This is a genomic window from Streptomyces sp. NPDC041940, from assembly GCF_055589465.1.
Window position 1 is genome coordinate 1 of sequence record NZ_JBVJBP010000010.1, and the last position, 20,959, is coordinate 20,959.

At 72.7% G+C, this 20,959-nt stretch carries 12 protein-coding genes and 1 rRNA gene; 7 read left to right on the forward strand and 6 right to left on the reverse strand.

What is annotated here, in order from left to right; translation table 11 throughout:
• Nucleotides 1–92, reverse strand: a 16S ribosomal RNA gene (locus tag ACZ6I3_RS18380); the annotation flags it as partial.
• Between the two features lie 662 nt (nucleotides 93–754).
• The gene (locus ACZ6I3_RS18385; RefSeq protein ID WP_382834001.1) at nucleotides 755–1,303 is read right to left on the reverse strand and encodes a MarR family winged helix-turn-helix transcriptional regulator; all 549 of its coding nucleotides are present in this window, start codon (nucleotides 1,301–1,303) and stop codon (nucleotides 755–757) included.
• A 122-nt stretch (nucleotides 1,304–1,425) separates the two neighbouring features.
• Between ACZ6I3_RS18385 and ACZ6I3_RS18390 the strand changes: the two genes are divergently transcribed.
• Nucleotides 1,426–2,691, forward strand: coding sequence for an MFS transporter (locus ACZ6I3_RS18390; protein ID WP_469416016.1), 1,266 nt, complete (start codon nucleotides 1,426–1,428; stop codon nucleotides 2,689–2,691).
• Between the two features lie 10 nt (nucleotides 2,692–2,701).
• Here ACZ6I3_RS18390 and ACZ6I3_RS18395 read toward each other — a convergent pair whose 3' ends face one another.
• Nucleotides 2,702–4,369, reverse strand: a complete 1,668-nt coding sequence (locus ACZ6I3_RS18395; protein WP_469415722.1) for an ATP-binding SpoIIE family protein phosphatase — start codon at nucleotides 4,367–4,369, stop codon at nucleotides 2,702–2,704.
• A gap of 174 nt (nucleotides 4,370–4,543) precedes the next feature.
• Nucleotides 4,544–5,923: an NAD(P)/FAD-dependent oxidoreductase gene (locus ACZ6I3_RS18400; RefSeq protein WP_469415724.1), complete on the reverse strand. Its 1,380-nt coding sequence runs from the start codon at nucleotides 5,921–5,923 to the stop codon at nucleotides 4,544–4,546.
• A 377-nt stretch (nucleotides 5,924–6,300) separates the two neighbouring features.
• Here ACZ6I3_RS18400 and ACZ6I3_RS18405 point away from each other — a divergent pair, with 377 nt between their 5' ends.
• Nucleotides 6,301–7,071, forward strand: coding sequence for a TetR/AcrR family transcriptional regulator (locus ACZ6I3_RS18405; protein WP_469415726.1), 771 nt, complete (start codon nucleotides 6,301–6,303; stop codon nucleotides 7,069–7,071).
• Nucleotides 7,072–7,277: 206 nt separating this feature from the next.
• Nucleotides 7,278–9,251, forward strand: coding sequence for a sigma-70 family RNA polymerase sigma factor (locus ACZ6I3_RS18410; RefSeq protein WP_469415727.1), 1,974 nt, complete (start codon nucleotides 7,278–7,280; stop codon nucleotides 9,249–9,251).
• Here ACZ6I3_RS18410 and ACZ6I3_RS18415 read toward each other — a convergent pair.
• Both ACZ6I3_RS18415 and ACZ6I3_RS18420 read right to left on the reverse strand, forming a co-directional pair.
• Nucleotides 9,248–12,469, reverse strand: coding sequence for a BTAD domain-containing putative transcriptional regulator (locus ACZ6I3_RS18415; protein WP_469415729.1), 3,222 nt, complete (start codon nucleotides 12,467–12,469; stop codon nucleotides 9,248–9,250). The two genes, ACZ6I3_RS18410 and ACZ6I3_RS18415, sit on opposite strands and share 4 nt — an antisense overlap.
• 304 nt (nucleotides 12,470–12,773) lie before the next feature.
• On the reverse strand, nucleotides 12,774–14,888 hold the full coding sequence (locus ACZ6I3_RS18420; protein WP_469415731.1) for an asparagine synthase-related protein: 2,115 nt from the start codon (nucleotides 14,886–14,888) through the stop codon (nucleotides 12,774–12,776).
• Nucleotides 14,889–15,613: 725 nt separating this feature from the next.
• On the opposite strand from ACZ6I3_RS18420, the gene ACZ6I3_RS18425 reads away from it, so the two are divergent.
• The 4 genes from ACZ6I3_RS18425 to ACZ6I3_RS18440 all read left to right on the forward strand — a co-directional run bounded on the left by ACZ6I3_RS18425 (nucleotide 15,614) and on the right by ACZ6I3_RS18440 (nucleotide 20,765).
• On the forward strand, nucleotides 15,614–17,038 hold the full coding sequence (locus tag ACZ6I3_RS18425) for an MFS transporter (protein ID WP_399028360.1): 1,425 nt from the start codon (nucleotides 15,614–15,616) through the stop codon (nucleotides 17,036–17,038).
• Nucleotides 17,039–17,109: 71 nt separating this feature from the next.
• Nucleotides 17,110–18,315 carry an L-2-hydroxyglutarate oxidase gene (lhgO, locus tag ACZ6I3_RS18430; protein WP_469415732.1) on the forward strand — a complete coding sequence of 402 codons (1,206 nt, stop codon included), beginning with the start codon at nucleotides 17,110–17,112 and terminating at the stop codon, nucleotides 18,313–18,315.
• Nucleotides 18,316–18,436: 121 nt separating this feature from the next.
• Nucleotides 18,437–19,300, forward strand: coding sequence for a tRNA (guanosine(46)-N7)-methyltransferase TrmB (trmB, locus tag ACZ6I3_RS18435; RefSeq protein WP_469415733.1), 864 nt, complete (start codon nucleotides 18,437–18,439; stop codon nucleotides 19,298–19,300).
• A 58-nt stretch (nucleotides 19,301–19,358) separates the two neighbouring features.
• On the forward strand, nucleotides 19,359–20,765 hold the full coding sequence (locus ACZ6I3_RS18440) for a PrsW family intramembrane metalloprotease (RefSeq protein ID WP_469415735.1): 1,407 nt from the start codon (nucleotides 19,359–19,361) through the stop codon (nucleotides 20,763–20,765).
• Nucleotides 20,766–20,959: the final 194 nt, after the last annotated feature.

Below are 20,959 nucleotides of genomic sequence, written 5' to 3' on the forward strand. Positions count from 1 at the left end.
CTAATCCACCCCGAAGGGCTTCATCGTTCGACTTGCATGTGTTAAGCACGCCGCCAGCGTTCGTCCTGAGCCAGGATCAAACTCTCCGTGAATGTGTACCGGTAATCCGGTCTACACACACGAGAGCGGAACAGTCAGGCGGAATAGGCCCGACCGTTCACAGCGTCCTCGCTGTGTTTTTTCAAAGGAACCTCGTCCCAGCGAATGCTGGAGACGGGGTATCAACATATCTGGCGTTGACTTTTGGCACGCTGTTGAGTTCTCAAGGAACGGTCGCTTCCTTTGTACTCACCCTCTCGGGCTTTCCTCCGGGCTGCTTCCCTTCGGTCTTGCGTTTCCGACTCTATCAGATCTTTCCGATCCGATTTCCTCGGTGCTTTCCAGGTTCCCGCTTCCGCGTTTCCCTTTCAGGCGGTTCCGACTCTATCAGATCCTTTCGGGCCTGATCCCCAGTCAGTGGGGGTTGTCTTTGCGGCTGTTGGGCCGTTCCGACGTGTCCAACCTTAGCGCGGTCTCTCGCTGTTTCCCAAATCGAGCCGGTGTCGAGTCGATCAGGCCGTCGAGTCCCAATTCGAATTGAATTCGGGCGTGCCGAAAACAACTCCGCTTGGGAGCGATCTTGCTAGTGGTGGGTGCCGCTTGAGCGGCGGAAGTGCCGTCGCAGAACCGTTACGGCTCTGCGGCAACCCGAAGAACTCTACGGATCGGGCAGGGGGGTGTCAAACGGCCCCTGTCAAGATCTTTTGTGTGGACGTCAGTCCAGATCCGAGAGACGGCCGCCGGCGTCCGGCTGGGCGTCTTCCACCCTGCGCAACAGGCGGGTGAGGACGCCGCCGAGCGCGTTGCGCTCCACGGGGGACAGGTCCTGGAGCAGGTCCTCCTCGAAGACCGTTGCCAGGCGCATTGCCTCCAGCCACTTCTCACGCCCCTCGGATGTCAGCTCCACGATGACTCGTACGCGGTTGCTCTCGTCTCGCTCTCGGGTAACCAGCCCTTCGCCGACCATGCGGTCGATCCGGTGGGTCATGGCGGCCGGGGTGAGACCGAGGCGCTTGGCGAGGTCGCTGGGGCCCAGACGGTAGGGAGCGCCGGAGAGGACGAGGGCCTTGAGGACCTCCCACTCCGCGTTGCTGATGCCGAGGGCCGAGGTCTGACGGCCGTAGGCGACGTTCATGCGGCGGTTGAGGCGGGACAGGGCCGAGACGATCTGCTCCACCTGGGGGTCGAGGTCCTGGAACTCGCGCTGGTACGCGGCGATCTGTTCTTCGAGGGTCGGCTCGCTGGGGCCGGGGGTGTCGCCCATGGCGGCAGTATGGCACGGCCGTTCTTTGCCTTGAAGTCCTTGGGTATGTACTCTTTAGCTTCGAACTTTAGTTTCGAAGTCTTCACTCCTAACTTGTGGAAGAGGTGAACGTGACCAGGGCGATGGGCGCAGCGATGCGCCGGATTCACGTGGGTAACGCACTCAGCGCGTTCGGGCTCGGCTTCACGGTCCCGTACCTGTACGTCTATGTGGCGCAGGTAAGGGGACTGGGGGCCATGACGGCGGGGCTCGTGCTCGCCGTCTTCGCTGTGGCCGCGCTGGTCGTGCTGCCGTTCGCCGGGCGGGCCATCGTCCGGCGTGGCCCGCTGCCGGTGTTGCTCACCGCCCTGATCACCGCCGCCATAGGTGCCCTGAGTCTGGGGATCGCGAGCAGTGCGGCGGCCGTGCTGGTGTCCGCCTCCCTGCTGGGAGCCGGGCAGGCCGTGATGCAGCCGGCGCTGGCGACGATGATCGTGGACTGCTCGTCGGCGGAGACGCGCTCGCGGGCGTTCGCCATGCAGTTCTTCCTGCAGAACCTCGGGCTCGGTGTCGGTGGCCTCATCGGTGGCCATCTGGTCGACACGACCAGTGCAGCCTCCTTCACCCTTCTCTTCGCGATCGAGGCGGCGATGTTCCTGCTGCTGGTCGTGGTGATGGTGACCGTGCGGATGCCGCGCGCTCCGAAGATCGAGGACGCGCCTGTGGCGTCGGGGCGGGGCAGCTGGAAGCAGCTGCTGGGCAATCGGGCCATGGTGCAGCTGTGTGTGCTGGGCTTCGTGTTGTTCTTCGCCTGCTACGGGCAGTTCGAGTCGGGGCTGAGTGCGTACGGGGTCGAGGCCGCCGGGATATCGACGTCGGCGCTGGGGACGGCTCTCGCGGCGAACACCTTGATGATCGTCGTGGCGCAGTTCGCCGTGCTGCGGTTCGTGGAGCGGCGTCGGCGGTCGCGGGTGATCGCGGCCGTCGGGCTGATCTGGGCCGTGGCGTGGGCCGTCGCCGGGTACGCGGGGCTGGGGCACGGAAGCCAGGAGATGGCGACGGCCGCGTTCGTCTCGACGTACGCCTTGTTCGGGCTGGGTGAGGCGATGCTGTCGCCGACCGTGGCCCCGCTGGTCGCGGATCTCGCGCCGGAGGGGATGGCCGGGCAGTACAACTCGGCGTTCGCCCTGGTCAAACAGCTCGCCCTGGCCGTCGGGCCGGCGGTGGGCGGGCCGCTGGGGGCCTCGCTGCACGCGCCCTACATCGTGGCGTTCCTGGTGTTCTCCCTCGGGATCACCGTCCTGGCCGTGCGGTTGGGGCGGCAGCTGACCGAGGCGCAGGATCAGCCGTGGCTCGTGAAGAGCAGGGTCGTGGCGCGGGGTGGGGCGCCCGTTTCCGCGGACGTCTGATCCCGCCCGGCTACGACGGCCCGGTGCGGGGCAGGGCGAATTCGCACCAGACCGCCTTGCCGCCGCCCGGGGTGCGTCTGCAGCCCCAGTTCGACGCGATCGTGGCGACGATGGCGATGCCGCGGCCCGATTCGTCGCCCGGTTCCGCGCGGCGGCGTCTGGGGAGGTGGTCGTCGCCGTCGGTGACCTCGATGATCAGGCGGCGGTCGGTGCGGCGCAGGCGCAGGCGCATCGGCGGGGTGCCGTGCTGGAGTGAGTTGGCGACCAGTTCGCTGGTGGCGAGGACGCCCAGGTCGTGCAGGTCGGCGGGGAAGCGCCAGCTGGTCAGGACGCCGGAGGCGAAGGCACGCGCGCGGGGGGCCGCTTCCACGCCGCCGAGGAGTTCCAGGGCGGCGTTGCGGAAGAGCTCGCCCTCCGCGCCTGAGCGGGCGGGGTGCTGGAGGACCAGGACGGCCACGTCGTCGTCGTGGTCGGGTGTGACGCCGGCCGAGCGGACCAGGCGGTCGCAGACGACCTGGGGTGTGCCGGTGGCGCCGGCCAGGGCGCGTTCCAGGGCGGCGATGCCCTCGTCCAGGTCGGCGTCCCGGCGCTCCACCAGGCCGTCCGTGTAGAGGACGGCCGTGGAGCCGGGGCTGAGGGGGATCGAGCCGGAGGAGTGCATCCAGCCGCCGGTGCCGAGCGGGGGGCCGGTGGGTTCCTCGGCGCGCAGGACCGTGCCGGTCTCGTCGCGGACCAGGATGGGGAGGTGGCCGGCGGAGGCGTAGACCAGCTTGCCCTCGTTCGGGTCGTGGACCGCGTACGCGCAGGTGGCGATCTGGTTGGCGTCGATCTCGGCTGCCAGGCCGTCGAGGAGTTGCAGGACCTCGTGCGGGGGCAGGTCGAGGCGGGCGTAGGCGCGGACCGCCGTGCGGAGCTGTCCCATCACCGCGGCCGCTCGGACGCCTCGGCCCATGACGTCGCCGATGACCAGGGCCGTGCGGCCGCCGCCCAGGGTGATCACGTCGTACCAGTCGCCGCCGACCGCGGCCTCCGTGCCGCCGGGGTGGTAGGTGGCGGCGATGCGCAGGTCGTCCGGCTCTTCGAGTTCCTGGGGGAGCAGGGATCTCTGCAGGGTCACCGCTGTCTCGCGCTGGCGGCGTTCGCTGGCGCGCAGGCGTTCGGCGGCTTCGGCGTGGTCGGTGACGTCGGTGGCGAAGACCAGGACACCGCGGCCTTCGCTGCCGCCCTCGCCGTCGCCCTGGGCGACCGGGGTGCAGGTGAAGGTGTAGGAGCGGCCGTCGGGGGCCTTGCGGGACTTCACCGTGCGGGACTTGCCGCTGCGCTGGACCTGGTCCAGGAGGGGGAACAGGCCGAGGGCGTCCAGCTCCGGGAGGACCTCGCGGGCGCGTTCGCCCAGGGGGCGTACGCCGAAGGCGGTCGTGTAGGCGTCGTTGACGTAGGCGATGCGGTGGTCGGGGCCGTGGACCAGGGCGACGAGGGAGGGGACGCGGTCGAGGACCTCGCGCACCCGCAGCTCGTCGACGGCGGGTACGGACGGTGTCTCGTCGGTCAGCGGTTCGGCGCGGGCGGCGGGTACGGAGCCGTCCCCCCGCCGGTCCGGGGAGGCCGTCTGCTCGGTCCGCGCTGCGGCGCGGCGCTGCGTTCCGGGGAGCCGGGCGCTCCAGCGCGTGAAGTTCACGAATCCTTGCCTCGTGTAGTCGTCGGCGGCCGGCACCGGAACCGGCCGGGGCCCCGGGGGGCCCGCACCGGGGCGAGCGGTGGCACGCCCGCGGTGGTGGACCAGTCTGGCAGTGCGTGGGCCGGACCGGCATCCGTCAGACGCCGGGCCGGCCGGTGGAGTTCCTGGGTCCGGTCAGGACGACCCCTTCGGGTTGTGCGGGGGGTCTTGAGAAGGCTTTCCACCGGCCGCGAGTTCGAACTCCGCCCGGGGGTGTTCGAGTGAACCCAGGGAGACGATCTCCCGTTTGAACAGTCCGGCCAGGGACCATTCGGCGAGCACGCGCGCCTTGCGGTTGAAGGTGGGCACGCGGCTGAGGTGGTAGGCGCGGTGCATGAACCAGGCGGGGTAGCCCTTGAGCTTGCGTCCGTAGACGTGGGCGACGCCCTTGTGCAGTCCCAGGGAGGCGACCGAGCCGACGTACTTGTGGGTGTAGGTGGTGAGGGGTTCGCCGCGCAGGGCGTGCACGATGTTGTCGCCGAGGACCCGGGCCTGGCGGACGGCGTGCTGGGCGTTGGGGGCGCATTCGCCGCCCGGTTTCTCCGCGGTGACGTCGGGGACGGCCGCGGCGTCTCCCGCCGCCCACGCGTGCGTGGTGCCCTCGATCGTCAGCTCCGGGGTGCACCTGAGCCGTCCGCGGTCGTTGCGGGGCAGGTCGGTGGCGGCGAGGACCGGGTGGGGTTTGACGCCGGCCGTCCAGACGACCGTACGGGTGGGGAAGCGGGCGCCGTCGCTGAGGGCCGCTACCCGGTCCGCGCAGGAGTCCAGGCGGGTCCGCAGGCGTACGTCGATGTTGCGGCGGCGCAGTTCGGTGACGGTGTAGCGGCCCATCTCCTCGCCGACCTCGGGCAGGATGCGGTCCGAGGCCTCGACGAGGATCCACTTCATGTCCTCGGGCCGGATGTTGTGGTAGTAGCGCGCGGCGTAGCGCGCCATGTCCTCCAGTTCGCCGAGTGCCTCCACACCGGCGAAGCCTCCGCCGACGAAGACGAAGGTGAGGGCCGCGTCGCGGATCGCGGGGTCGCGGGTGGAGGAGGCGATGTCCATCTGCTCGATGACGTGGTTGCGCAGGCCGATGGCCTCCTCGACGGTCTTGAAGCCGATGCCGTGGTCGGCGAGGCCGGGGACCGGCAGGGTGCGCGAGACGGAGCCGGGGGCGAGGACGAGCTGGTCGTAGGTCAGCCGCTCTCCGCCCGTGCCCTCCTCCTGGGTGGCGAGGGTGCTGATGGTGGCGGTGCGTTGCGCGTGGTCGACGGCGGTCGCCTCGCCGATGACGACGTGGCACCGGTCGAGGAGGCGGCGCAGCGGTACGACGACGTGCCGGGGGGAGATGGCGCCTGCGGCGGCCTCGGGGAGGAACGGCTGGTATGTCATGTACGGGTCGGGGGTGACGACCGTGATCTCGGCCTCGCCCCGGGCCAGTTCCCGTTTCAGTCTGCGCTGGAGGCACAGGGCCGTGTACATCCCGACGTAGCCACCACCGACAACGAGAATGCGCGCACGTTCCTTCACCATCCCATGACGCACCCGTCGCTTGCGTTTGTCCACAGCCTCGACCAATTGTGTGACCGGAGCGAGAGAGCGCGCGGAGTTGGCCGGATTGTCGAGCTGTGATGAATAGGCGCAGGTCAGCTGGGGTGGTGCAGGGGGCGCGCAGGGGCACATTCAGGACGTATGCGGTCCGTACTCCGATCGGTGGGCGCTCCGTGCGGAACGTGCCCCTTCTGAATTGACTCCCTCTCAACTATGTTCGTGTGTCGACGGGGTGTAGGGGGATGCGCTCACCGGGTCCGCGACGGTCGGACCCGCGGACCCGGGCCTGTTCCCTCCGCCCCGGCATCGCATGGCGGGGAGTGTCTCCGGGGGGAGACGTCATTACCGGGGGAATACGTATGCATGTTCAGGATTCTCATTGGTCGTCCGCATCCGCTCTGGCGGCGGGTGGCACGGCATTGAGCGCGGCGGTGGGCGGCGGACGCGGGGACGGCCCGCGCACGACACCGCTGCGCGTGGACGCACAGCGCAATCTGGAGCACGTGCTGCGTGCGGCGCGCGAGGTCTTCGGCGAGCTGGGGTACGGCGCGCCGATGGAGGACGTGGCGCGGCGCGCGCGGGTCGGTGTGGGCACGGTGTACCGGCGGTTCCCGAGCAAGGACGTCCTGGTGCGGCGGATAGCCGAGGAGGAGACCTCCCGGCTGACCGACCAGGCGCGTGCGGCGCTCGGGCAGGAGGAAGAGCCGTGGTCGGCTCTGTCCCGCTTCCTGCGTACGTCGGTGGCCTCAGGCGCCGGGCGGCTGCTGCCGCCGCAGGTGCTGCGGGTCTCGGTCGAGGAGGACCGTGCCGGTCAGGCGCGGGTGCCGCAGCAGCGGACGCAGCCGGGCACGACGGAGCTGCGGCTGGTTCCGGAGGAGCCGGTGGCGGTCGCCGCGGTACCGGCACTCGCCGCGGAGGACGACGCCGGGGCGTCGGCGCTGCTGGAGGTCGTGGGGCAGCTCGTGGAGCGGGCGCGTGCGGCGGGTGAGCTGCGGCCGGACGTGTCGGTCTCGGACGTACTGCTGGTGATCGCGACGGCCGCGCCTTCGCTGCCGGACGCGGCACAGCAGGCGGCCGCCTCGGCCCGGCTGCTGGACATCCTGCTGGAGGGACTGCGCTCGCGGCCGTGAGTGGAGGGCCCCGGAGTGACCGGAGTAACCGGAGTGCACCGGAGTAAAGGGAGAGCCTTCCCCGAAAAGGTGATGACTAGTACTGGCGTGCGGTAAATCCCCACGGATGAGTGATCGTCCGAACTCCGGGGTCCCGACGAAGAGCCCCTGTGGCAGTCTGACCCGGTGGTCTGGACGGGTTGGGCGGCTGGCGGGGGCTTTCCGCGATGAACGTTGACGGGCGGGACGAACAAGTGCCGAGCCAGGGCGGGCGCGCGAGCGTCCCGCCGGGCGGGCACCCCGCCGACGGCTCGGTCCCGGCACAGCGCGACCGGCACGAGGACAGCGTCCTGCCGCCACCCCGCGACCTTCCGCCGGCCGACACCGAGCTCATCGACCGGATGCGTTCGGGCGACGACTCGGCGTACGAGGAGCTTTACCGGCGCCATGCGCAGGCCGTGCGCCGGTACGCCCGGACCTGCTGCCGTGACGCGTACACCGCTGACGACCTGACCGCCGAGGTCTTCGCCCGCATGCTCCAGGCGGTGCGCGGCGGCTCCGGCCCCCAGCACGCCGTCCGCGCGTACCTGCTCACCTCCGTACGGCGCGTCGCCGCCTCCTGGACGAAGTCGGCGCGGCGGGAGCAGCTCGTCGACGACTTCGCGGTCTTCGCCGCCCAGTCCGCGCACGGGCCCGACGTCTCCGACGGCGACACGCTCGAACTGGGCGCGGACGTGCGGGCGATGCACCAGGCCGAGCGGTCCATGGCCATGCAGGCCTTCCGGTCGCTGCCCGAGCGTTGGCAGGCCGTGCTGTGGCACACCGAGGTCGAGGACGAGTCGCCCAGCGAGGTCGCCACGCTCTTCGGCCTGGACGCCAACGGCACCCGGGTGCTCGCCAGCCGGGCCCGTGAGGGCCTCAAGCAGGCCTACCTCCAGGCTCACGTCAGCGCCACGCTCACCGGCGACGAGGAGTGCGCGCGCTACGCCGATCAGCTCGGCACCTACGCCCGCGGCCGGCTGCGTACCCGTGCCGAGCGAGGGCTGCGCAAGCACCTGGACGAGTGCGCGAAGTGCCGGCTGGCCGCGAGCCAGATCGCGGAAGTGGCCGGTGGCATCCCCGCCGTCGTGCCGGTCGCCGTCCTCGGCTGGTTCGGTGCCGCCGGGTACGCCAAGGTGGCCGGGCTCATCGCCGGAGGAGCGGGGGCGGCCGGTGCCGCGGGTGCGGCCGCGACGGCGGGCGGAGGCTCGTCCGGCGCGGCGGCGGGCGCGGGCGCCGGTTCGTCCGGTGGTGCCGGTGGGGCCGGAAGCGGCGGCGGTGCGGCGGCCTCCGAGGCGGTCGGCGGGCCGGTGAAGGCCGGTATCGCGGCCGGTGTGGTCGCCGTGGGTGTCGTGGCCGCGGTGGTGATGGCCATGGCGGGCAACGAAAAGCCGAAGGAGGAAGCGAGGACGGCTCCCCCTTCCCCGGCTTCCCCGACGTCACCGGTGGTGCGGCCCGGCGAGCCCACGCCCGCCCCCTCGTCCTCCCCTTCGAACCCCGCCAACCCCTCGAACCCCTCGCAGCGGGAGCCCGGGCCGCGGCCCCCGGGCATCGTGCCCGCGCGCGCCGAGACACCCGGGCCGACGCCGACCACCCCGGGGACCGGCCCGCGTCCCACACGGTCCTCGGCCGCGACGCCGAAGCCCACCCCGCCGCCCGCGTCCCCGAAGCCGACACCGCCCCCGGCGGCCACGCCCACATCGCCCCCGACCGAGGCGCCGCCCGCTCCGGCCGTCTACCAGTGGAGCGAACTGTCGTACGACATCGGCGGCGACGGCACCGAGCCCGAGATGCGGATCGGGTCGAGCAGCTGGGTCTGGAAGCGGTACGGCATGTCGGTCGGCGACCAGCGGTACGCGCAGGGCGTCACCGTGCACGGCCGCTCCTCCGTCACCATCGACCTCAACCGGTCCTGCTCCTCGTACGACGCGCTCGTCGGGGTGGACGACCTGACGCTGAGGCTCGGCAAGGTGCGCTTCTCCGTCTACGCCGACGGGGTCCGGCTGTGGCGGTCCGGGCTGGTCGAGGGCGGGGACCCGGCCGTCCCCGTCCATGTGAGTCTCGCCGGGCGCAGCACCGTACGGCTGGTGGTGGAGCCGCGCGGCGCCCTCGACAACGTGGTTCTCGCGGACTGGGCGGACTCGAAGTTCACCTGCGCCTAGCGTGGCCCGGCGGCGTACGCACTCCGCGCCTCGTCCAGCTCGCGCAGGACGTCGTCAGCGGTGAGACCCGCGCCCAGGGCGCGCTCGGACGCGCACCGGACACTGCCCAGGGCGGCGCGTGCGGTGGCCGCGGTCCGTTCCGCGTGGGCGTGTTCCGGCATCGGGCGGGGGCGGCCGGCCCGCCAGTGGTCGCCGGTGCCCAGCAGCCGTGCCGCACGCGGGAAGTCGCCGAGGTCGGCCAGCACTCCTGCCGCGCTGTCCACGACCGTCGCCCGGATCATGTCGGAGCACCGCCGGTCCACGGCGGCGCGCAGGGCCCCGGCCAGTTTGGCCAGGGCGGGCTCCGGAGCGGTCTCGCCCGCCGTGATCAGGGCGTCGATCAGGTCCAGCATCACGATGAACTGGGGCGGCGGTGTGCCACGCGCGGCCTCCACGTGCGCGGCGCCGCACAGCTCCCGCGCCCGCGCGACGTCTCCCTCCTCGATCGCGATCTGGGCACGCAGCAGCAGGACGAACGCCTTGGAGTCCGCCACGGCGTACCGGTCGGCGGCGGCGCTCGCCTCGTCCAGCGCCGCCAGCGCGGCCGGGCGGTCTCCCGCGCGGTAGGCGATCTCGGCGAGCCGGGCGATGAGGAACGGTGACTCGGCGTACGCGCCCACCTCGTAGGCGAGCCGCAGAGCCTCCTCGTACTCCCCCTTGGCCTCCTCGAAACGGCCGCGCGCCATGGCGGCCTCGCCGGCCGCGCTGCACACCTGGGCCCGCAGCCAGCGGTCTCCGGCGCGGCGGCTGAGGGTGCGCAGTTCCGCGAGGTCATCGTCGACGCCGTCCAGGTCGCCGGGGGCGTCGACCGCCATGTGCGTACGGAACATCAGGGCGACGGCGGTCTCCCAGTCGCCGCCGTGGGCACGGCAGTTGGCGACGGCGGAGTCCATGGCGGCCCGGACGTCGCCCAGCTCGCCGACGAAGGAGGCGATCATCGGCCAGACGAGCCCCGGGACCCGGGCCGCCTGCGGGCCGCCGGCCTCGAAGTAGGCCCACACCCGGGTCACGTACCGCCGCCGCTCGCCCGCGAACGCGTCGATGGGCGTGTCCTCGGCCATGAAGAACAGATGCAGCATGCGCAGTTGCATCCGCAGGGCGTGCAGCGGATGTTCCGCTTCCCCGTCCGGCATGGTGACGAAGTCGTCGGCGGACGGGCGCAGGGTCCGGTCGAGCCACTCCATGCCCTCGTGCCGGTAGGTGCGCAGCCACCAGAACCAGCCCATGGCCAGGGCGAGGGCACCGGCCTCCGCCTCGTCCCCGGCGGTGAGGGTCCGGTCGAGGGCCGCGCGGATGTTGTCCAGCTCGGTCTCCAGGCGGGAGATCCATGGCAGTTGCCCGGCGGAGCGCAGCAGCGGGTCGGCCCGCTCGACGAGCGCGCGCACCCAAACGTGGTGCCCGCGCTCGGCCGCTGCCCGGAGCCGCGGCACCTCGGCGGCACGCTCGACCGCGTACTCGTGGATGGTCTCCAGCAGGCGGTACCGCATGCCGGCGGCGCCCTCGCCCGCGCCGGGTGCGGCCACGACGAGGGACTTGTCGACGAGCGCCCCGATCAGTTCGGCGGCCGGCCCGGTGCACACCGCCTCGGCTGCCGCGAGGTCCCAGCCGCCCGCGAACACGGACACCTCGCACAGCATGGTCCGCTCGGCCTCGTCGAGCAGGTCCCACGACCAGTCGACGACGGCACGCAGGGTCTGCTGGCGGGGCAGGACCGTACGGCTCCCGGAGGTGAGGAGACGGAAACGGTCGTCGAGCCGGTCGGCGATCTGCCGGGGGGTGAGCAGCCGGAGCCGGGCCGCCGCCAGTTCGATGGCGAGCGGCAGACCGTCCAGCCGCCGGCAGATCTCCGTCACCGCGCGCTCGTCACGCAGCGCGGCGTCCGTGTCGGGACGGACGGCGGCGGCGCGCTCCGCGAACAGCCGGCGGGCCTGGTCCGGGCGCAGCGGCTCGACCGGACGGACCAGCTCGCCCGGCACGCCGAGGGGTTCGCGGCTGGTGGCGAGGATGGTGAGGCCCGGGCAGCGGGTCAGCAGGGTTTCGGCGAGGTGGGCGGCGGCGCCGATGACATGCTCGCAGTTGTCAAGGATCAGGACGTGGCTGCGCGGGGCGCAGTACTCCACGAGCAGGGCGACCGGGTCGTCCTGCACCGCCGTCAGCTCGCTGGTCATCAGCACGGTCTCGCGCAGACCGAGCGCGCTGACCACCGCTCCGGGCACCGCCTCCGGCCGGTCGAGCGGGGCGAGCTCGGCCAGCCATGCCTGCGGAAGCCCGGCGGCGGCCTCCTCGGCGAGGCGGGTCTTTCCGGAGCCGCCCGGTCCGGTGAGGGTGACGAGCCGGGCCCTGTGCACATCGGAACGGATGGCGCTGATCTCGGGTTCCCGGCCGACGAAGGAGGTCAGGCGGGGGCGGATGTTGCCGGTGCGCTCGGCCGGTGCGGGCGGGGCTTTCGGGTTCCGTGCTGCCGTGCCGAGCAGTTCGGCGTGCAGGGCGCGCAACTGCGGGCCCGGGTCGGTGCCCAGGCCTTCGGCGAGGGCTCGGCGGGCCGACTCGTACGCGGCGAGGGCGTCGGCTTGCCGGCCGGTGTCGCGCAGGGCGCGGATGAGGAGCGCGTGCAGAGGTTCGTCGTACGGGTGTACGGCGGTCAGTTCCCGCAGTTCCGGTACGACGTCCGGCGCGCGGCCGAGCCGTAGGCGGGCCTCGGCCCGGGCCCGGGCCGCCTCCAGGTGCGTGGCCTCCGGGCGGGTGGCCGCGGAGCGGTCGGGCAGGTCGGCGAGGGCGGGGCCGCGCCAGAGGGCGAGGGCGTCGTCGAGGTGCCGTTCCGCTAGGGCGGGGGCGTCGGCGTCGAGGGCGTCGGTGCCCTGCCGGACGAGCCGTTCGAAGACGAAGAGGTCGATGTCGTCCCGCGTGGCCGTGAGTCGGTAGCCGCCGGATTCCGAGGTCGTCACGGCGTCCTTGCCGAGGGTGCGGCGGAGGCGGCCGATGAGGGCCTGGAGGGCGGCGGGGGCGTCCTGGGGTGGGTCGTCCGCCCAGACCTCGTCGATCAGTGTCTGGGGTGGGGTGGGGTGGGAGGGGCGCAGGGCGAGGGCGGTGAGCAGGGCGCGGAGGCGGGGGCCGCCGAGGGGGATGGCTGTGCCGTGAGTGTCCTCTGCCGTGGTGGTGCCCAGGATTCTGTACCGCACGGGGTCATTGTCGCTGGGGTGGGGGTGAGGGCTGCGGGGTTTTCGAACGCGGGGTGTTGGTGCTGCTGTGCGGTCTGAGGTGCTCGGCGTTGCGGGTGAGGCCGGGGCGTTGCTGCGGGGTGAGTTTGCGGGGTGCGCGGCGTCGGTGCTGGGGCCGGGGCGTTCCGCAGCCCGGCGGAGCGGGGTGCCGCTGCGCCCACCCGTGCCGCCCCTAGCGGCACGCATGCCCGCAGCGGGGGGGCGGTGCGCATGCCCGCAGCGGGGGGGGCGGTGCGCATGCCCGCAGCGGGGGCAGCTTAGGCGGCTACACCCGCCGTCCCCCGGCCCCCGCCCCCAACGCCCCCCGCTGCGGCGCGATCCCCGCCGGTACTGCCCGCTGGCGAGCAGGCGTGCCCGTCCAGCAGGTGCCTCGGCGGGCCAGGAGGCGGCGGAGCCAGAGTTCCAGGGAGACCAGGTCGGCGAGGCCGTCGAGGGGGAGGGGTTCGCCGGCCGCCGCGGAGCGCAGGGCCTTGCGGACCACTCGGGCCTCGACCAGGCCCGCTTCCGCCAGGAGGGGTGTGTCGAACAGCGTCACCAGGGTGTCCGCGGCCACTCTCAGGCCCGTTCGGGCCGCGGCCGCCTCGGTCGCCTGGGTCGGGACGCCCCACCCGGGCGGCAGCTCCCGTACTCCGGCCCCCTCCAGCACCGTACGGAGGATCGCCGCTCGTGCCCCGGGGCGTACGCGCAGCGCTTCGGGCAGCGCGCGGGCCGCGCGCACCACCTGGTTGTCGAGGAAGGGCGCGTGCAGCCGCTGGAAGCGGATCTCCGCGGCCTGCTCCAGTACCCGCAGGTCCGCCGCGTGCCGTGCCAGCGCCGCACGCGCGCGGAAGTCGCCCGGCCGCTGTCCCGGTCCCACCAGCTCCGACCGGTGTGTGGACGCCTGAAGGCGAACCGATACTTCAGCGAGTGCCTCACCGGTCAGCCAGCGCGCGGCCGGCCCGGGTCTGCCCCAGGTCAGCGCGGCGAGCGAGGCCTCCACCGCGCCGCCGGGCGCGTCGAGGCCGGCGTCCGACCGGTGGTCGAGCAGCCGCTCGGCCAGGGACTCGACGCCCGACCGGTACGGCGTACGGGACAGCCGTCGCGCCGCCGCGTACACGCGGGCGGGGACCAGCACCGACCCGTCCGCCTTGGCCAGCGCGGCGACCGGCCGCACGAGATGACGCCGCCGGCGGTCCATCAGCAGGTCGGCCAGCCGGGCCGGATGGGCGTCCAGGACCTGACGGGCCCCGTAGCCCGTGAAGTGGTCGGCGCTGCCGGACGCCAGCCGTGCCCGGTGCCGGGCCGCCGACACCAGGCACGCCCCGGGCTCGTCGGTCAGCGGGCCGTCCAGGTCGGCGTACGGAAGGGTCTCCTCGCCGCCCGCCACGACCACGTGGTGCAGCCGCGGGTTCGCCGCCAGCGCGCCCGCCCGCTCCAGCTCGGCCTCCTGCCCCGCGACGACGAGGTCGTTGAACGTGACCGCCAGCAGCCGCTCCCCCGCGCCCGTGCCGTGTCCCAGCACCGTGCCCGGCATCCCGGGCAGGCCCGAGGCCAGCAGCGCCAGCGTCCCCGAGGCCGGTCCGCCGGACAGGTCCGCCCCGATCCCCGGAACGGGCATCCCGCGCGCGGCACGCCGCTCGGCGGGTCCCATGCCGGGGACGGGCCCGGGGTCTATGTCCGCCCCGGGTACGTGCCGCGGCGCGGACAGCCGGGTCCGTACGGCCTCCACGAGCGCGTCGCGCACGGCGTCGACCGCGCTGTCGGGGTCGGCCGGAGGCGCCGCGACCGCCAGCGAGGCGACGGGCTCGTACCCGGCGATCTCCCGCGCACCGGCGCGCAGGATCAGCGCATGCCCCGGCGGAATGCGCTTCACGCCGTCGTACGGCGTGGAGTCGTGCAGCGCGGCGGGCACGTCAGGGGCGGCCAGCAGCGCGGCGAGGTGCCCGAAGTCGAGGTTGGCCTCGATGAGGTCGGCCAGCGGCAGCGCGGCCGTCGCGTACGCCGTACCGCCGGCCCACGGCGTGTGGAACACCGGCCGCGCGCCCGCGAGATCGCCGCAGACGGTGAGCCTCCGGCCGACCTGCACGATCGCTGTGTAGCTCCCGGGCCAGGCGGTCAGATGCCGAAGTGCGCCGCCGCGCGCGGCGAACAGCGCGACGCGCAACTGCTCGTCGGTGGCACCGCAGATACCGAGGACGGCGATGCGGGTCCGGTCGTCGGCCGTCACCACCCGCACCTCGTCGGGGCGCCAGTCGCCGACCGCCCAGAGCGGATCGGGATCGCCCCACAGGAGTTGGGAACCCACCGGGTGCACGGTCTCGCCGTCCTGCCCCGTGGCCCCCGCCGAACCGGCAGCGAGTGCTCCCGCGGCGGTGCTGCTCCATCCCACCAACCACCGCATCGCCGCCTCCACAGGCTGTGGACAACCAGTGCACCGTACGAACCGGTTCACCATGCTGCCATGAAGGAAGCACTCCGGAGGGCCCCGACGCCGCTTGCGCTCCGTTGAATGCGCCCCGGCGGCGACACCCGCACCGCCCCGAACGCCCCTGGCGCAGAAACGACGGCCAGGACGCAAGGCACGTCAGCGACACGTCTCCTCCACGACTGCGGCGCGAATGCGCCCCCGATGCGCGCCCCGACTACGCCTGATGCGCCCTCAAGTGCCGTGGTCGGAGCCCTGATACCTCACGACCGGCGGGGTCGATTTTCAGCCAAATCGCCGTTACACGGACAGCGTCGAACACGCTCCGTACAGGCTCGGCGCACCACCGCCCGATCGCGCAGTCCGGGAGACGGAGCACGCCTCCCGGACCGTTCCGCCGCCCGCGGGGATGTAGGCGGCGGTGTCCCCCAGCCCACTGGATCCAGTACAGCGGGCCGACCCACGCAATGACCATGGAAGCGCTCCCGCGATGGCTGGAGAAGAGCGCACGGGCGGGCGCACGGCCACACAGTGGGAGCACGTCGCAACAGCCCGTATCTGAACCGCACTTCAGTACGGACCACAATCCCGCCAACCGGAACAATGCCCCTTAACGCTTGGGATGCGGCGAACTACGCTGGGTTTACGAATGCCGCGTGGTTATGCCAGTGCCGGCAGCCGTCTGTGTCGAGGGGTGGCTCATGTCCAGGGAGCAACGCGGGCCGAACGAAAAACTCGGCGCCGTTCTCGCCCTCGCGGGAATCAGCAACGCGGGCCTCGCGCGGCGGGTCAACGACCTCGGCGCCCAGCGCGGCCTGACGCTTCGCTACGACAAGACGTCGGTGGCGCGCTGGGTGTCGAAGGGCATGGTGCCGCAGGGTGCGGCGCCGCACCTCATCGCCGCCGCCATCGGCCAGAAGCTCGGCCGCCCGGTGCCGCTCCACGAGATCGGCCTGGCGGACGCGGACCCCGCGCCCGAAGTCGGCCTCGCCTTCCCGAGGGACGTCGGCCAGGCGGTGACGTCCGCGACGGAGCTGTACCGCCTCGACCTCGCGGGCCGCCGGGCCGGGACCGGCGGCATCTGGCAGTCCCTGGCCGGATCGTTCGCGGTGAGCGCGTACGCGACGCCCGCCTCGCGATGGCTGATAACCCCGGCCGACAGTTCGGTCGCGCGTGACGTGGGCCCCGGCGAGGGCTCCGGCGCACCGCTCAAAGTCGGCCACAGCGATGTGCAGAAGCTGCGGGAGGCCGCCGAGGACGCGCGGCGCTGGGACTCCAAGTACGGCGGCGGCGACTGGCGTTCGTCGATGGTCCCCGAGTGCTTAAGGGTGGAAGCGGCTCCCCTGCTGCTCGGCTCCTACTCCGACGAGGTCGGCCGGGCCCTCTTCGGCGCCTCCGCCGAACTGACCCGGCTCGCGGGCTGGATGGCCTTCGACACGGGCCAGCAGGAAGCGGCCCAGCGCTACTACATCCAGGCCCTGCGCCTGGCCCGGGCGGCGGCGGACGTCCCCCTCGGGGGCTACGTCCTGGCCTCCATGTCCCTCCAGGCCACCTACCGCGGCTTCGGTGACGAGGGCGTGGACCTCGCCCAGGCCGCCCTGGAACGCAACCGCGGTCTGGCGACGGCCCGCACCATGAGCTTTTTCCGTCTCGTCGAGGCACGCGCGCATGCCCGCGCCAGTGACGCCCCGGCGGCCGGCGGCGCCCTGAAGGCGGCCGAGAGCTGGCTGGAACGCGCCCGTCCCGGCGACAACGACCCGAGCTGGCTCGGCTTCTACTCCTACGACCGTTTCGCCGCCGACGCGGCCGAGTGCTACCGCGATCTCAAGGCGCCCCGCCAGGTCCGCCGCTTCACCGAGCAGGCGCTCTCCAAGCCGACGGAGGAGTTCGTCCGCTCGCACGGTCTGCGTCTCGTCGTCTCGGCGGTGGCCGAACTGGAGTCGGGGAATCTGGACGCGGCGTGCGAGCAGGGGGTACGGGCGGTGGAGGTCGCCGGGCGCATCTCGTCCGCCCGGACCACGGAGTACGTGAAGGATCTCCTGCACCGGCTGGAGCCGTACGGGGACGAGCCACGGGTGGTGGAGCTCCGTGAGCGTGCCCGGCCGTTGCTGGTGGCTCCCGCGTGAGAGGCGGACCTGCCGCCGTCCCGCGCGTTTGAAGGCGATGTCAGTGGCGCAGTGCACTATCGAGGTGGGAGGTGGTGCTCGTGCGGCTCGCATACGACTGTGACGTACTGGTGATCGGCGGCGGGATCGTCGGTCTGTCGACGGCGTACGCGATCACACGCGCCGCACCGGGCACACGTGTCACGGTGCTGGAGAAGGAACCGGGCCCCGCCCGGCATCAGACCGGCCGCAACAGCGGGGTGATCCACAGCGGCGTCTACTACCGCCCCGGCTCGCTCAAGGCGCGCTACGCGGTGCGGGGCGCCGCCGAGATGGTCAAGTTCTGCGCCGAGTACGGCATCGCGCACTCCGTCACCGGCAAGCTGATCGTCGCGACCGACCGCTCCGAGCTGCCCCGTCTGCACGCGCTCGTGCAGCGCGGCCGGGAGAACGGGATCCCGGTGCGGGAGCTGTGCGCCTCCCAGATCATGGAGTACGAGCCGGAGGTGCGGGGCCTCGCCGCCATACACGTCGGCACGACCGGCATCTGCGACTTCGTCGCGGTCGCCCGCCAGCTGGCCCACGGCTCCGGCGCGGAGATCCGCTACGGCACACGGGTCGTGCGTATCGACCGCCGCCCCGAGCTGGGCGTCGCCGCGCTCACCTCGGCCGGGGACGTGGTGCGCGGCCGGGTCCTGGTGAACTGCGCGGGCCTGTACAGCGACGAGATCGCCCGGCTGACCGGGGACGACCCGGACGTCCAGATCGTGCCGTTCCGGGGCGAGTACTACGAACTCGCCCGGCCGGAGCTCGTCCGTGGCCTGGTCTACCCCGTCCCCGACCCGGCGTTCCCGTTCCTCGGGGTGCATCTCACCCGCGGCATCGACGGCGGTGTCCATGTCGGGCCCAACGCGGTGCCGGCACTGGCCCGCGAAGGCTACGGCTGGGGCACGGTCCGCTGGCGCGAGCTGGGGTCGACGCTGGCCTGGCCGGGATCCTGGCGGATAGCGCGCCGGCACTGGCGGTACGGGGCGGGTGAGCTGCGCCGGTCGCTGTCCAAGGCGGCGTTCACGGACGCGGTGGGCCGGTTGCTGCCCGGCGTGACCGAGGAGGACCTGGTGCCGACGGCGGCGGGGGTGCGGGCCCAGGCCGTGCTGCGGGACGGCACGCTGGTGGACGACTTCCTGATCCGCGAGGGCGCTCGCACGGTGCATGTGCTGAACGCGCCTTCACCCGCGGCGACGGCGTCCCTGCCGATCGGGCGGGAGGTGGCGCGGAGGGCGTTGAGCGGGTTGTGACGCGGGGCACGGACGTCGGCGACCTGGCGGGTCCAGGTGGGCCCTCGAACCGGCAGAGCGGGGCGCTGCGGCCTCGCCCCGCCACGGTCCCTTACCCGACGGCCGTAAAATCGGCATCACTGTGTCTGACTCCGTGAATACCCCTGAAAGCATCCAGCCGCCCACCACCCCCGACGGCGAGCACCCCGACCACGCGCCCGGTGTGTCCATCCGGCACACGCGGGCCAAGGGTGAGCCGCGCTTTCCCGACGGGCCGAAGGCCGATCCCGCCGGGTCGCACTTCGAGCGGCGGATCCGGAGTTTCCAGCCGCGGCGGAGCCGGGTGACCGCGGGGCAGGCGGACGCGCTGCAGCGGTTGTGGCCCAAGTGGGGACTGGACATCGACGGGCAGCGGGGCCTCGACCTCACCGACCTGTTCGGCAACGACAACCCCGTCGTCCTGGAGATCGGCTTCGGCATGGGCGAGGCGACCGCCCGGATGGCCGCCGCCGACCCCCGCACCAACATCCTCGCCGTCGACGTCCACACCCCCGGCCAGGGCAACCTGCTCAATCTCGCCGACCAGGACGGGGTGTCCAACATCCGGGTCGCGAACGGCGACGCGATCATCCTGCTCCGCGAGATGCTCGCCCCGGACTCCCTCGACGGCCTCCGCGTCTACTTCCCCGACCCCTGGCCCAAGAAGCGGCATCACAAGCGCAGGCTCATCCAGCCCGACTTCCTGACACTCGCCGCGACCCGCATCAGGCCCGGCGGAACCGTGCACTGCGCCACCGACTGGGAACCGTACGCCGAGCAGATGCTCGAGGTCCTCACCGCACACCCCGACTTCGAGAACACGCAGGCGGACGGCGGTTTCGCGCCCCGTCCCGACTTCCGTCCGCTGACCCGTTTCGAGGGCCAGGGACTGGACAAGGGTCATGTCGTGAACGACCTCCTCTTCCGTCGCGTACAGCACGTGGAGCAATCCCCCGCCGGCGCCTGACCGCCCCCGGATCTCTCCCGCCTGCGGACAGCGCCCATCCGTCGTTAGGGTCAATGCCGTGGCCACCTGCCCCCCACATCCGTCGTACCCCAGCGGTCCGCCCGACGGCGTGCCCTTCGCCGGCGCGTCCGCCGCCGGCCCTCTGCGGCACGCCCACTGGTGGCAGCGCGCCTGGGTGCGCTACGGCTCGCTGTCCACGCTCCTCGTGATCTCCGGCCTCGTCATCCTGGCCCTGGTCCGCGAGGAGACCGGCACCGAAGGGTTCCTGGTCGGGCTCGGGCTGGCCGTCCTCCCGGTCCCCTTGCTGATAGCCGCGTTCCGCTGGCTGGACCGGGTCGAACCGGGCCCCTGGCGGAACCTGATATTCGCCTTCGCCTGGGGCGCCTGCGCGGCGGCGCTGATAGCGATCGTCGCCAACAGCTTCGCGACCCAGTGGATAGCGACGGCGACCGCGGACCCGACGAGAGCGGACACGCTCGGCGCGACCGTCATCGCGCCGGTGGTCGAGGAGTCGGCCAAGGCGGCGGCCGTACTGCTGGTCTTTCTCTTCCGGCGGCGTGACTTCACCGGCATCGTCGACGGAGTCGTCATAGCCGGCGTCACCGCCACCGGCTTCGCGTTCACGGAGAACATCCTCTACCTGGGCATCGCCTTCGGCACCGACCAGCTCGCCGGGCACAGCGGCATCGCCTCCGTCACGGCGGCGACCTTCTTCGTGCGGATCGTCATGTCGCCGTTCGCGCACCCGCTCTTCACGGTCCTCACGGGCATCGGCTTCGGCATCGCCGCGCTCTCGGCGGACCGCCGGTACATCCGCCGCATCGCCTTCCCGCTCGCCGGCCTGCTGCTCGCGATGGGCATGCACGCGATGTGGAACGGCTCGTCGGCGTTCGGCGAGTACGGGTTCTTCGCCGTGTACGCGGCGTTCATGGTGCCCATCTTCGGGCTGCTGACGTGGCTGGTGATCTGGACCCGGCAGCGGGAGCTGAAGACCGTACGGGCGGAGCTGCCCCCGTACGCCGTCGCCGGCTGGCTGACTCCGGCCGAGCCGTACGCCCTCGGCTCGATGCGGGCCCGGCGCATCGCCCGCCAGTACGCCCGCCGCCACGCGGGGAAGACCGCGGCGCGGGCGGTGGCGCAGTACGAGGCCTACGCGACGTCTCTGGCGTTCCTGCGGCACCGGGGCCGCCTCGGCCGCGCCGGGGCCGACTTCGTCGTACGGGAACGGGAACTGCTGGAGGAACTGTGGCGACGCCGCGAGGCGGCCCGCCCCGCGCTGGACCACGCCGCGCGGCTCACGGCCCCTCCCGTACCGGTGGCGGCACCGCCCTGGCCGGTGCACGGGGCGTACGGGTACGGCCATCCGACGGGGGCGTACGGCTACGGCTACGGCTACGGCTACCCGACGACGCCGCACCCCGCCGCGACGACGCCGTACCCGGCGTACAACCCGTACCGCTCGTAGCCGAGACACCGGCCGACTGCCGCGGGCGACGAGGCCGGTCGTCGGCCGGACCGATGCCGGTTGTCCGCCAGTCCGGTGCGGTCGCCCTCCAGTCCGGTGCCGGGTGCCGCGGCCGTGGCACCGCCGCGCGGACCGGTCGCGGCGGCGCGTGCCGATTGCGGTCCGCCCGCAGCCGTCGGCAACAAATGCCGGGC

Coding starts and splice junctions, on each gene's coding strand:
- ACZ6I3_RS18385 (WP_382834001.1), bottom strand. CDS start 1,303: ATGGGCGACACCCCCGGCCCCAGCGAGCCGACCCTCGAAGAACAGATC.
- ACZ6I3_RS18390 (WP_469416016.1), top strand. CDS start 1,426: ATGGGCGCAGCGATGCGCCGGATTCACGTGGGTAACGCACTCAGCGCG.
- ACZ6I3_RS18400 (WP_469415724.1), bottom strand. CDS start 5,923: ATGGTGAAGGAACGTGCGCGCATTCTCGTTGTCGGTGGTGGCTACGTC.
- ACZ6I3_RS18405 (WP_469415726.1), top strand. CDS start 6,301: ATGCATGTTCAGGATTCTCATTGGTCGTCCGCATCCGCTCTGGCGGCG.
- ACZ6I3_RS18410 (WP_469415727.1), top strand. CDS start 7,278: ATGAACGTTGACGGGCGGGACGAACAAGTGCCGAGCCAGGGCGGGCGC.
- ACZ6I3_RS18420 (WP_469415731.1), bottom strand. CDS start 14,888: ATGCGGTGGTTGGTGGGATGGAGCAGCACCGCCGCGGGAGCACTCGCT.
- ACZ6I3_RS18425 (WP_399028360.1), top strand. CDS start 15,614: ATGTCCAGGGAGCAACGCGGGCCGAACGAAAAACTCGGCGCCGTTCTC.